Below are 12,568 nucleotides of genomic sequence, written 5' to 3'. Positions count from 1 at the left end.
CAGTTACTCATGAGCGGGGGTCGAAGGCGTCACGCAACGCCTCGCCGATAAAGACCAGCAGCGACAGGATCAGCGCCAAGGTGAAAAACGCAGTCAAACCCAGCCAGGGCGCCTGCAGGTTCTGCTTGCCCTGGGCGATCAGTTCCCCCAGCGACGCGCTGCCCGCCGGCATGCCGAAGCCGAGAAAATCCAGGGCGCTCAAGGTCGAAATCGCCCCGGTCAGAATAAACGGCAGGTAGCTCAAGGTGGCGGTCATGGCGTTGGGCAGGATATGCCGGCGAATGATCTTGCCGTCGCCCAAGCCCAAGGCCCGCGCCGCCTTGACGTACTCCAGGTTGCGGCCGCGCAGGAATTCGGCGCGCACCACGTCCACCAGGGCCAGCCAGGAGAACAGCGCCATGATCCCCAGCAGCCACCAGAAGTTGGGCTCGACAAAGCCCGACAGGATGATCAGCAGATACAGTACCGGCAACCCGGACCACACCTCCAGGATGCGCTGGCCAAGCAAATCCACCCAGCCGCCGTAGTATCCCTGCAATGCACCGGCGGCGATGCCGATGGCGGCACTGATCGCGGTGAGCGCCAGGGCAAACAGGATCGACACCCGCGCGCCGAAGATCACCCGCGCCAGCACGTCCCGCGACTGATCGTCGGTGCCCAGCCAGTTCACCGCCGAGGGCGGGCTGGGGGCAGGGCGGGTCAGTTCGTAGTTGGGGGTGTCCTCGCTGAACGCAATCGGCGGGAACAGCATCCAGCCACCGTCCTGCTTGATCAGCTGTTGCACGTAGTCACTGCGGTAATCGGCCTGGAACGGCAGTTGCCCGCCGAACTGCTGTTCGGTGTAGCGCTTGAACACCGGGAAATACAGTTCGTTCTTGAAGCTGAGCACCAGGGGCTTGTCATTGGCGATCAACTCGCCGCCCAGGGTCAGGATGAACAGGCCGATGAACAGCCACAGCGACCACCAGCCGCGACGGTTCTTCTTGAAGCGTTCGAAACGCCGACGGGCCACCGGAGACAGATTAAGCATCAGGCGTTCCTCGCGGCGAAGTCGATACGCGGGTCCACCAGCGTGTAGCAGAGGTCGCCGATGAGTTTTATCAGCAGGCCAAACAAGGTGAAGATAAACAGCGAGCCAAACACTACCGGGTAGTCACGCGACACGGCGGCTTCGTAGCTCATGCGCCCGAGCCCATCGAGGGAGAAGATCACCTCGATCAGCAGCGAACCGGCAAAAAACACGCTGATAAACGCCTGGGGAATCCCCGAAATCACCAGCAGCATGGCATTGCGGAACACATGGCCGTACAGCACTCGCCGTTCGCTCAAGCCCTTGGCCCGCGCGGTCACCACGTATTGACGCGTGATTTCATTGAGAAACGAGTTTTTGGTGAGGATGGTCAAGGTGGCAAACCCGCCGATCACCAAGGCGCTGACCGGTAACACCAGGTGCCAGAAGTAGTCGGCGATCTTGCCGAGCGTGCTCAGCTCTTCGAAATTCTCCGAGACCAGCCCGCGTACCGGGAACCAGTTCAGCGAGGTGCCGCCGGCGAACACCACGATCAGGAACATTGCGAACAGAAACGCCGGCATCGCATAACCGATCACGATGGCGGTGCTGCTCCACACATCAAAGCTGCTGCCATGGCGCACCGCCTTGCGAATTCCCAGGGGGATCGACACCAGGTAGGTGATCAGCGTGGCCCACAGGCCGAGAGATACGGTGACCGGCATTTTCTCCAGGATCAGGTCGGTCACCGTGGCGCCGCGAAAGAAACTGTTGCCGAAATCCAGCTTGGCGTAGCTCTTGAGCATCAGCCACAGGCGTTCCGGCGCGGGCTTGTCGAAGCCGTACTGTTTTTCGATGTCCTTGATCAGTTTCGGGTCCAGGCCACGGCTGGCGCGGGAGCCGCTGCTGATGCCCTCGCCGGATGAACCGCCGATTGCGCCGCCGCCGATGCCTTGCAGGTGGGCGATGGCTTGTTCCACCGGGCCGCCTGGCGCGGCCTGCACGATGACGAAATTGACCAGCAGGATAATCACCAGCGTCGGGATGATCAGCAGCAGGCGCCGCACGATATAGGCAAACATCAGCGCGTCCCTCCGCGTTTTTTCAGCTCGGCGTCCATTTGCTCATTGGTCAGCGGCGTCGGGCTGATCTCCCACCAGGTTTCCAGGGCCTCGTCGTTCTGCGCCTCGATGGCCGGGCGACCGAACCGGTTCCACCACGCGGCGGACGTGCCGGGCGGGTAGTAATTGGGGATCCACAGGTAATTCCATTGCAGCACGCGGTCCAGGGCATGGGCGTAGTTGAGCATCTGCGCCTGGGTATCAGCCTTGACCAGGCCCTTGATCAGCGTGTCGACGGCCGGGTCCTTGAGCACCATGTAGTTGTTGGCGCCCGAATCAAACGCGGCCGCCGAACCGAAGTAGTTGTACAGCTCCATGCCGGGCGATGTCGTCACCGGGAAGCCGGTCACAATCATGTCGTAGTCGCGCGCCATCAGCCGGTTCACGTATTGCGAGGAGTCGATGCGGCGAATATTCAAGGTGATGCCGATCTGCGCGAGGTTGCGTTTATACGGCAACAGCAAACGCTCGACGCCGTTCTGGGCATTCAGGAAGGTGAACTCCAGCGGCTCGCCCGCGGCGTTGACCAGCTTGTCGCCCTGCGGTTTCCAACCGGCCTCTTCAAGCAGGGCCAGGGCTTGCAGTTGCTTGTCGCGGATCATGCCGCTGCCGTCGGTGACCGGCGCCTTGAACACCTGGGTGAACACCTCGTCCGGCACCTGGCCGCGCAAGGGCTCGAGAATTGCCAGTTCCTCCGGAGTCGGCAACTGGGTTGCGGCCAATGGGCTGTTGGAGAAGTAGCTCTGCTGGCGGATGTACATATTGCGCATCATCTGCCGGTTGGCCCATTCGAAATCCCACAGCATCGCCAGCGCCTGGCGCACACGGCGGTCCTTGAACATCGGTTTTTGCACGTTGAACACATAACCCTGGGACGGCTGCGACATCGCTTTGGCCAAGTGCGCGCGTTGCAGGCGGCCATCGTCGAGTGCCGGGCCGTTGTAGCCGATGGAGTAACCGGTGGCGGAGAACTCACGGTTGAAATCGTAGGCGCCGCCGCGCAGCACCTGGCGGGCCACTTCGGTGTCGCCGAAGTATTCCAGGCTCAGGTGATCGAAGTTGTACAGGCCACGGCTGACGGGCAGGTCCTTGCCCCACCAGTCCGGGTCGCGGGTAAAGGTGATGGTGTTGCCCGAATCGATCTTGCTGACCTTGTACGGGCCGCTGCCCAGCGGGGCTTCGTAGCCGCCGCCGTTGGCGAAGTCGCGGGTTTTCCACCAGTGCTCGGGGAACACCGGCAGGGTGGCGATATCCAGCGGCAGGGTGCGGTTCTCGTTGCTGGAAAAATCGAAGCGCACCTGGCGCGGGCCTTCGACCTCGACGTGCTTGACGTCGGCGAACAGTGTGCGAAAGCGCAGGCTGCCCTGGGTCATCAGCAGGTCGAAGCTGTAGCGCACGTCTTCGGCGGTGATCGGCTTGCCATCGGCAAAACGCGCCTTGGGGTTGAGGTAGAAACGCAGCGACAGGCCGTCGTCGGCGCGTTCCATCTTCTCGGCCACCAGGCCATACACCGTGTAGGGTTCATCCAAGGAACGCTGGGCGAGGGGGGCATACAGCCAGCCGTCGACCTGGGACACGCCGATGCCTTTGTCGATATACGGCAACACGTGGTCGAAACGCCCGATTTCCAGGGCCGAGCGCCGCAGCGTGCCGCCCTTGGGCGCATTCGGATTGGCGTAGTCGAAATGGGTAAAACCGGCAGAATATTTGGCCGGTTCGCCGTACACCGTCAGGTAGGTTTGCGGGGCCGCGATCACGGCCGTACTGGCCATCAGCAAGGCCAGGGTGGAACTCAGCAGAGATGAAAAAGCCAATCGCATTGTCAGCCTTGAACGCCGGGTGAAGAAGATTAGGGATTTGTACGCTAACGGCATCAACGTCGCCAGTCATCACATGCACAACGGCCCACCAAAAGGCGGGCCGTTGTTTATAGCATCAGCGCAGACTGGATCAGTCCTGGCGGCTGGTCACTTCCAGCAGGTGGTAGCCAAACTGGGTTTTCACCGGGCCTTGCACGGTGTTGACCGGGGCGCTGAACACGACGCTGTCGAATTCCTTGACCATCTGGCCTGGACCGAACGAACCCAGGTCACCGCCTTGGCGGCTGGATGGGCAGCTGGAGTTGGCTTTGGCAACTTCTGCGAAATCAGCGCCGCCTTCGATTTGGGCCTTGAGTTCGTTGCACTTGTCTTCAGTGGAAACGAGGATGTGACGGGCGGTGGCTTTGGCCATGGGGATTAACTCCTTGAGTAAAAACGGTGAGCGTACCGGATTCAGGCGGTTATTTCCTGGCAAAGTTCCCGGTAAATGCCCAGTGGCTCACGCGCGGGCCATGGCGCCGCTGCGGGTCAACCATTCGATAAACAACGCAAACAGCTCGGCCTGGGAATTGATCGCGAGCTTGGTGTACAGGTTCTTGCGGTGCATGCGCACGGTTTCCGGCGAGATCCCCAGCACCTGGGCCGTGGATTTCACCGAGTGGCCGCGCAGGATCAAGTGCGCGATCTCGCGCTCGCGCACGGTCAGCACGCCACTGGCAAACCCCATGAACGCCGCCTCGATTTGCTGGTGCGCCTGGGTCTGGGTAAACCCTTCATCACGGATCACCTTGGCCAGGCCCCCGGTGGTGCCAAAGCGGCGCAGCAATTCGCGGACCATGGCCTGGGTGGCCTGCTGCAACGCCAGTTGCGCGTCGCTGAACTGCCCGGCGCTGAGGCCCTGGAACATGCACAGCGAGATCTTGCTCTGTGGCCCCAGGTCGACAATGTAGTAACTCTCCTGGGCACCGCCGCTGCGCAGGTAGTAGGTCTTGTAGTACTCGCTGTTGAAAAAATCGTCCGGGGCGATCTGGGCCAAGTGATAGAAGCCCTCGGCCAGGCCCTTGTCGACTGCCAGGCAGAACGGGTCCAGCAGGTAGCCGCGCGAGAAGTAGCGGTGGATGATTTCGTCCTGATAGGCGCGGGGAATACCCTGCTGATAGAGCAAGTGCGGGGCCAGGCCCTGGCGCTCCAGGCTGATCATCATCGATTCGATGGGCGTGAGCACACACAGCGCGCTGGCCAGGTGTTCGAGGAAGCACGCCTCGTCCACATGGATCAGTGCCTGGGCCAGGGCGCGGTGCCAGGCTTCCAGTTGCTGCAGGGTCGGGTCGGGGGCTGTCGTCATGCTGGCCAGTCTACCCGCAGGCCAACCCCCAGGCAAAAACGCCGAGACAGGCTCGGCGTTGAGGTTCATTGGCCCTGGTACTCGCCCGTCTGGCGCAGTTCGGCGGCGGTGTCGAGGATGCATTGGCGCAGGGTCTCGACCACCTCGTCGACCTGCGCATGGGTGATGATCAGCGGCGGTGACATCACATTCAAGTGACCGATGGGGCGTACCAACAAGCCCTTGGCCTGGGCGCGAAGATGGATTTTTTCGCCGATATTGACCGCGTCCGGCAGCAGCGCCTTGGTGTGCTTGTCGGCGACAAACTCGATGCAGGCCATCAGGCGCTGGCAGCGGATATCGCCCACCAGTGGCAAATCGACCAGGGTTTGCAGGCGTTGCTCCAAGTAAACCCCGACATCTTCCACATGCGCCAGCAGGTTTTCGCGCTCGATGATCTCGATATTCTTCAGCGCCGCCACGCAACTGACCGGGTGGCCGCTGTAGGTGAAACCGTGGGTAAAGCAACGGCCCTTGCCCGGCTCGCCGATCACCTGCCAGATGCGCTCGGAGAAAATGCACGCGCCCAATGGCAGGTAGCCGGAGGTCAGGCCCTTGGCGGTGGTGATGATGTCCGGCTGCATGCCAAACACGTCCTCGGAGGCAAAAAACGCACCGAGGCGTCCGAAGGACGTCACCACCTCATCGGCCACGTACAGCAAGTCGTAGCGCTGACAGATCTCCCACATGCGCCGGTGGTAGCCCTTGGGTGGAATGATCACGCCACCCGACCCCATGATCGGCTCGGCAAAGAACGCTGCGACGTTGTCCGCGCCCAGGGTAAGGATCTTGTCTTCGAACTCGTTGACCAGGCTGTCGAGAAACTCCGCCTCGCTCATCCCCTGTGGCGCCCGGTAGTAATTGGGGCAGGCGATGTGGTGGAACAGGTCGCTCATGAAATCGAATTCCGGCGCGCGGTCGGCGGCCTTGTTGCCGATCGACATGGTCAGGAACGTGCTGCCGTGGTACGCGCTGAAGCGCGAAATGATGTGTTTCTTGGTCGGCTTGCCACGGCTGTTCTGGTAGAACTGCACCAGCCGGTAGGCGGTGTCCACCGCCGTTGAACCGCCGGTGGTCAGAAACACATGGTCGAGGTCGCCGGGGGCCAGGCTGGCAAGCTTGGCGCACAGCTCGATGGCGGTGACATTGGCCATGTCGCAGAACGGGTTGGAATAGGCCAGCTGACGCACCTGATTGGCAATGGCCTCGGCCATTTCCTCGCGGCCCAGGCCGATATTCGTACACCACATGCCGCCGACCGCGTCCAGGTAGCGATTGCCCTGGGTGTCGTAGATGTAGGCCCCGTCGCCGGCGGCAATATTCAGCGAGCCCTGTTCACGGTGCTCGTCGAACATATGGAAACCGTGCATGTAGTGAGCTTTGTCGGCGGCGTCCAGCTTGGCATTGTCGAACTGGGCGAAGAAAGCAGGATTTGGCAGAGTCATGGCATTTACCTTCAATGGCTGGTTTTCACTTGCCGGTCTTCACGGCATTCCAGGTACGGGTGATCAGGCGCACGGCGGCCGGTGGCTGGCTTTTTTGCGTGAACAGGCGCTGCAGGGTCGCGGCGTCGGGGTAGATCGCCGGGTTGTCGCGGATATCGGCATTCACCAGCGGCTTGGATGCCAGGTTGCTGTTGGCGTAATGGATGGTGTTGCTCACGCCCGCCATGGTCGCGGGCTGCAGGAGGAATTCGATGAATTTGTGGGCATTGGCGACATGCGGCGCATCCGCCGGGATATAGAAGTTATCGAACCAGATCAGCGAGCCTTCCTGGGGAATGAAGTAGTCCAGGTTGATCTTCGCCCCGGCCTCTGTCGCGCGCGCCTGGGAGGTGGCGTAATCGCCGGACCAGGTGGTGGCCAGGCACAGATCGCCGTTGGCCAGGCCGTTGATGAAACCGCTGGAGTCGAATTTGCGAATGTACGGTCGCACGGCCATCAACACCGCCTGGGCCGCCTTGAGGTCTTTGGGCGCGACACTGTTCGGGTCCAGGTGCAGATAGGTCAGGGCCAGCGGGATCATGTCGGTGGGCGAATCCATGAAGGTGATGCCGCAGTCGGCAAATCGCGACACGATCTTCGGATCGAAAATCATCGCCAGCGAACCGATGGGCGCATCCGGCATGCGCGCCTTGATCATGTCGACGTTATAGGTCACGCCATTGCTGCCCCAGGTATACGGCGCGGAATAGGTGACACCCGGGTCATGGGCTTCCAGGTGCTTGAGTACCAGCGGGTCGAGGTTTTTCCAGTCGGGCAGTTGCGTTTTGTCCAGTGGCTGGAACACCTTGCCCTGGATCAGTAGCGGCACCAGCGAGGCGTTGAGCAAGGTCAGGTCATAACCGGAACGTCCGGAGAGCAACTTGCCCTGCACGGTTTCGTAGGAATCGTAGGTGTCGTAGATCACCTTGATCCCCGTGGCCTTCTCGAAGTCGGCCAGGGTGGTCTCGCCGATATAATCCGCCCAGTTGTAGATACGCAGGGTGTTGTCCGCGGCGTCTGCGGCCTGGCTCAGGGCCGGCAAGGCCAGCAATACGGCGCTGAACAGGGCGATAAAGGCTTTATGCATGGGGACCCACCTTGTGTTGTGCTGTTATCAGGCGAAGGGACTGATGGCACTGTCAGGCAGGTGGCGGGCAGGGCGCCATACCCCGTTCGGGTAGGGCGCCGGATTCAGGGCAGGACGATATAGTCGTTGCGCTGGATGATCGGCCGGTGCGGGCCCTGCACCAGGTGCAGGTAGCGGCCGTCCACGAGGTCGATGGGCAGGCAGTCGTCGATATCCAGCACGCCGTCGGTGTGGGCCTGGGACCAATGGCGCAGCATCTGTTGCCTGCCCTGGCGGGTGGCGTCCTGTTTGTTGCGCGCGACTACCAGCAGGTAATGATGGGCCTCGCCGAAGCTGTTGGCTTCATAACCGCCGAGGTTGATGAAATACAGGTGATGCGCTCCCGCCTCGGGAGCCAGGTGGCTGAGTTCGACCTTCCAGCCGTCGACGCCATCCACTGCCATCCACGAATCGATATGCACGCCCTTGGGGCTGCCGAACCAGCCGTCGCGCAGTTGCGGGTAGGTGGCTTCCAGCGTGTCCGCCGCAGCGAACACCACATCATGCACTTCAATTTTCGCCCTGGGGTGCTTGCCCCCGAGCATCACGACAAACAGCATTGCAGGTCCTTCCTGGCGACTTGGCAGAGCGCAACCATACTTCGATTGAACCCTTTTGTCCGGCCAATGCCACACTGTTAATCCGCACATTCATCAGGAGATTGTCATGCGTACCATTGATCTGGCGGGCGTTCCCGTCCCTGTCGTCGGCCAGGGCACCTGGCGCATGGGCGAGGATCCAGACCAGCACCGCGCTGAAGTCGCGGCGTTGCAACTGGGCATCGACGAGGGCCTGACCCTGATCGATACCGCCGAGATGTACGGCGAAGGCGGTGCCGAAACGGTGGTCGGCGAGGCCATCCGCGGCCGGCGTGACCAGGTGTTCCTGGTGAGCAAGGTCTACCCGCACAATGCCAGCCAGAAGGGTATCCCGCGTGCGTGCGAAGCCAGTCTCGCGCGCCTGGGTACCGACTATATCGATCTGTATCTGTTGCACTGGCGTGGCCAGTACCCGCTTGAAGAAACCGTCGAGGCCTTCGAACGTTTGCGCGAGGCGGGCAAGATCGGCCGCTGGGGTGTCTCCAATTTCGATGTGGCCGACCTGCAGGAACTTGCATCCCCGGCCTGCGCGACCAACCAGGTGCTCTACAACATCGAAGAGCGTGGTATCGAATTCGACCTGCTGCCGTGGTGGCAACAACATCACTTGCCGTTGATGGCGTACTGTCCGATTGCCCAAGGCGGAGCGTTGTTGTCCAGCACGACCCTCAAGCAGATTGCGCGCCGTCATGAGGTCTCACCCGCCCAGGTCGCCCTGGCCTGGGTGTTGCGCCAGGACGGCGTGATCGCCATCCCCAAGGCGGTCAACCCTGAGCACGTGCGGCTCAACGCCGCTGCGGCCAAGCTGGTGCTGGACGAGCATGACCTTGACGCCATCGACCGCGTGTTCGGCGCCCCCAAGCGCAAGCACCCGTTGGCCATGGTCTAGCCACCTGGCCGCAACGGCGCCGTCCCTGGCTGCCGTTGCGGCACGAGTTGCCTCAGCCCGCTACCGGGCTGCGCCAGTCATCCGATCCGGACGTGCCAGAGACTTCGTGCGTCCAGACGATCTTGCGATAGGTGAAGTACACCTCCTCGAGGTGAGTGAAGTGGGCATTGTCCGGGTCCTGGCAATTGGGCATGCGTGACTGGATATCGACGATGGTCGCGCCTTCAAGCTCGATGGTGAAGTAATGCTCCTGGGTGCCGGCCGAGGACGTGCGCAGCCATTCCAGCCGGCACTTGACCTCCTCGCCGCTGGTCAACGCGCTGAACAGCAGTGGCGAGGACTTATCGAACACCTTGCTGATCATCAGGGGCTTGTGGACCCTCTGACCCGTTGGCTGGCCGGACTGCGGATCACGGGGAATGATCACCTGATGAGAAAAGGCCTGCACCAGGATCTGGTCCTCATGGCCTTCCTGATAAATATTGCCTACCGAGTCCTGGGTGAATGTACCTGCCGTTATCAAACCTTGCTTGACGCCGGTGATGGAAAGATACGCGGGTGTTGGCATGACGGTTTCCTTGCCTGATTGATGAGGTAGTTCCAACGGGCAAGTGCGCCGGTCGGAGACATACCCTTAACAAGAAGCGTGCCGGAAAGTGCGAGGGCCAATGAAAGTAATGGTCTGGCAGGTTCTTGATCGAACTATTGAGTCAACAGGGGTGTTTTTAAGCGGTTTTAAGTGAAGTGTGTTGCGCAGAAGTGCGCAATTAGTTGCTCATAGGCTTTGTATAAGCCGCATTTGGGGTAGGGGCGGGAGTTACGGCTTGGATGCTTGTTTACCTGTGCAATCTGCTGCGCACGCCTCAATTTACAAGGGTTGTAGGAAATTCCTTAAGTGCACTTCCCTCGCTTGCTGGATGTTCAATGCATGGCTAAGGTTTGCGAACTTCGTTGCGAATCGAGCGAAGGTCAGGTGGCATTCTGATGCACGAATTTAATGTGCTTAGTTGGCCTTTGCTGTCTTTGGTAGTTGTGCGCGGTGCTCAATGTCTTATTCGGACAAGTTGTGTGATCATTATCTCGAAGTCGCAAAAATGCCGTGCTCGCAAACAAGTTTTGCTGGCAGCGACATGCGCTTTTCGAATGAGTATGACGCGCTCGAGACCGAGTTGGAGAAGGCGCAATCGCTGCATGGCAGCGGCCAGCCCGATTGGCACAAGGTCCTCGAAATCAGTGAGTCGCTGTTGTGTCGCCAGTCCAAGGATCTGCGCGTAGGCGTCTGGTTGACCTGGGCATTGCATCAGCGTGACTCCTTCCCCGGGTTGCTGGCCGGCCTCGGGTTGTTGCGTTATCTCTGCGAGCAGCACTGGGCGGCGCTGTATCCCGCAAAGCTGCGCACCCGGAGCGCAGCGCTGCGTTGGTTGGTATTACGGCTTGAGCCGTTGTTTGCGCAGAGTGTATCGGTACAGAGCCAGCAGCCGTTGTTTCACTGCGTACTCGAACAATTGGTGCGGCTCGATGAACTGTGGACCGAACACCTGGGAGATGACGCGCCGCTGTTGCTGCCGATTCGCCGACAACTGACGCAGCGATTGGAACGCGTTGCACACGATGAGCCGCAGGCTGCCGGGTTGAGCGGTGCGATTGCCCAGGTCAAGCAGGCCACCACCCAACTGCTGAAGCCCGAAGCGGTGGTGGAGAACGAAAAACAAGCGCACAGAGTGTTGCGCACCTTGCAGGAGCAAGCTCGTCCCTTGTGTGCCTGGTGGTTGCGACAGAGCGCCACCGACCTGCGGGCATTACGCCTGAATCGAACCTTGGCATGGCTGGCGCTGGTCAGTTATCCGGACGCCGACAACCAGCACGTCACCTCATTGCGCGGACTGGCCCCCGACAAACTCACACGATTCCAGGAGCGTTTTGCCCAAGGGCATCACGCCGACCTGATGCTCGAACTTGAGGCCAGCCTCGCCGGTGCCATGTTCTGGTTCGACGGGCTGCATAGGCTCTGGCAATGCCTGGAGGCGCTGCAGGCGGATCAGGCCATGACCGAGCTGGAAGTGTCTTTTGCCTTGTTGCTGCAACGCTTGCCCAACCTGCCCGAGTATCGCTTTCACGACGGCACACCGTTCGCCGACACGGCAACCCGCGATTGGATCGCGCTGCAGGTAACCCGTCACCTGCGCAGGCCTGAGTCACCGGCAGTCGCGGCCGATGTCGATGCCGAACCATGGGAGAAGGCCTTGCAGGAGGCGGTGCCCAGGCTGCGCAAGGACGGGCTCAAGAGTGTCATCCCTGTGTTCAAGCAGGGCATGCACGGCGCCCACAGTGATCGTGCCCGGTTTCATTGGCGTCTCGCACAGGCCCGCGTGTGTGTACACGCGGGCAAGCATGAGCTGGCAAAGATCCAGCTCGAATACCTCGATCACGAGTTGCAACGGTCGGCGCTTGAGCGCTGGGAGCCGCAGCTGGCACTGCAGGTGGCCCAGCTCCTGCACCGCTGCTGCGACCTGATGCCACAAAACCACGCCGTGCGCGAGCGCAAGGAAGACACCCATCGCAGGCTGTGCCTCTTCGATCTTGAAGCGGTACTTGAATAGGCTTTCGAGCCACTTGAAAACGGAGCAGCACCATGGCCAAAGACGGTTCGGTAGCACCCAAGGAACGTATCAATATCACCTTCAAGCCAGCTATCGGTGGGGCGCAGGAGGAGGTTGAGCTGCCGCTCAAGCTGCTGGTCCTCGGTGATTTCACCCAGCGTGAAGACCTGCGCAAGCTTGAAGACCGCAAGCCCGTCGCACTCGACAAGAACACGCTCGACGAGGTGCTGGCCAAGCAGGCACTGAGCCTGACGCTGAATGTTCCCAACCGGCTCCAGGAAGGCGACGACGCCGCCGAGTTGGCCATCCAGGTGCGTATCAACACCATGAAGGATTTCAACCCTGCGAACCTGGTGGAGCAGATTCCCCAGCTGCACAAGTTGATGGCGTTGCGTGAGGCGCTCATGGCGCTCAAGGGACCGTTGGGCAATACGCCAAGCTTTCGCAAAGCCATCGAGCAGGCCCTGGCCGATGACGTTTCCCGCGCAAGGGTATTGGCAGAGCTAGGGCTGAACAGCCCTACCGCCTGACATTCT

Annotated in this window: 12 protein-coding genes; 3 read left to right on the top strand and 9 right to left on the bottom strand. The window is 61.0% G+C overall.

Translation table 11 applies throughout. The annotated features are described in order from the left end of the window. Positions 1-7: 7 nt before the first annotated feature. The 8 genes from JFU04_RS16475 to JFU04_RS16440 form a co-directional block, all read right to left on the bottom strand. A complete protein-coding gene (locus tag JFU04_RS16475) occupies positions 8-1,030 on the bottom strand; it encodes an ABC transporter permease (RefSeq protein WP_065907762.1) in 1,023 nt (340 codons plus the stop codon). After that, positions 1,030-2,091: a microcin C ABC transporter permease YejB gene (locus JFU04_RS16470; protein WP_201144967.1), complete on the bottom strand. Its 1,062-nt coding sequence runs from the start codon at positions 2,089-2,091 to the stop codon at positions 1,030-1,032. Before JFU04_RS16470 ends, JFU04_RS16475 begins: the two co-directional genes overlap by 1 nt. Beyond that, positions 2,091-3,950, bottom strand: a complete 1,860-nt coding sequence (locus tag JFU04_RS16465; RefSeq protein WP_065907775.1) for an extracellular solute-binding protein — start codon at positions 3,948-3,950, stop codon at positions 2,091-2,093. The genes JFU04_RS16470 and JFU04_RS16465 overlap by 1 nt, the downstream gene beginning before the upstream one ends. A 130-nt stretch (positions 3,951-4,080) precedes the next feature. Beyond that, entirely contained in the window at positions 4,081-4,362 is a 282-nt protein-coding gene (locus JFU04_RS16460; protein WP_065887453.1) for a peptidylprolyl isomerase, read from the bottom strand. Positions 4,363-4,449: 87 nt separating this feature from the next. Then, positions 4,450-5,295: a helix-turn-helix domain-containing protein gene (locus JFU04_RS16455; RefSeq protein WP_065907777.1), complete on the bottom strand. Its 846-nt coding sequence runs from the start codon at positions 5,293-5,295 to the stop codon at positions 4,450-4,452. Between the two features lie 65 nt (positions 5,296-5,360). Beyond that, on the bottom strand, positions 5,361-6,779 hold the full coding sequence (locus tag JFU04_RS16450) for an aminotransferase (protein WP_201144965.1): 1,419 nt from the start codon (positions 6,777-6,779) through the stop codon (positions 5,361-5,363). Positions 6,780-6,804: 25 nt separating this feature from the next. Next, a complete protein-coding gene (locus tag JFU04_RS16445; protein ID WP_201144963.1) occupies positions 6,805-7,905 on the bottom strand; it encodes a polyamine ABC transporter substrate-binding protein in 1,101 nt (366 codons plus the stop codon). A gap of 104 nt (positions 7,906-8,009) precedes the next feature. Beyond that, the gene (locus JFU04_RS16440; protein WP_201144961.1) at positions 8,010-8,504 is read right to left on the bottom strand and encodes a DUF1543 domain-containing protein; all 495 of its coding nucleotides are present in this window, start codon (positions 8,502-8,504) and stop codon (positions 8,010-8,012) included. A gap of 106 nt (positions 8,505-8,610) precedes the next feature. Here JFU04_RS16440 and JFU04_RS16435 point away from each other — a divergent pair, with 106 nt between their 5' ends. Beyond that, positions 8,611-9,432, top strand: a complete 822-nt coding sequence (locus JFU04_RS16435) for an aldo/keto reductase (protein ID WP_065907784.1) — start codon at positions 8,611-8,613, stop codon at positions 9,430-9,432. Positions 9,433-9,484: 52 nt separating this feature from the next. Here the strand turns inward: JFU04_RS16435 and JFU04_RS16430 are convergent, their stop codons facing one another. Continuing rightward, positions 9,485-10,000: an Hcp family type VI secretion system effector gene (locus JFU04_RS16430; protein ID WP_106803590.1), complete on the bottom strand. Its 516-nt coding sequence runs from the start codon at positions 9,998-10,000 to the stop codon at positions 9,485-9,487. A gap of 478 nt (positions 10,001-10,478) precedes the next feature. Here JFU04_RS16430 and tssA point away from each other — a divergent pair, with 478 nt between their 5' ends. Together tssA and tssB are read left to right on the top strand one after the other, a co-directional pair. After that, the gene (gene tssA, locus JFU04_RS16425; RefSeq protein WP_201144958.1) at positions 10,479-12,032 is read left to right on the top strand and encodes a type VI secretion system protein TssA; all 1,554 of its coding nucleotides are present in this window, start codon (positions 10,479-10,481) and stop codon (positions 12,030-12,032) included. 32 nt (positions 12,033-12,064) lie between these two features. Then, positions 12,065-12,562, top strand: a complete 498-nt coding sequence (tssB, locus tag JFU04_RS16420; protein ID WP_065907795.1) for a type VI secretion system contractile sheath small subunit — start codon at positions 12,065-12,067, stop codon at positions 12,560-12,562. Positions 12,563-12,568 lie beyond the last annotated feature (6 nt).

The organism is Pseudomonas sp. TH21, assembly GCF_016651025.1.
GTDB lineage: Bacteria > Pseudomonadota > Gammaproteobacteria > Pseudomonadales > Pseudomonadaceae > Aquipseudomonas > Aquipseudomonas aylmerensis.
The sequence above is the reverse complement of the archived record's forward strand: the minus strand, read 5'-3'. Positions and strand labels throughout refer to the sequence as shown.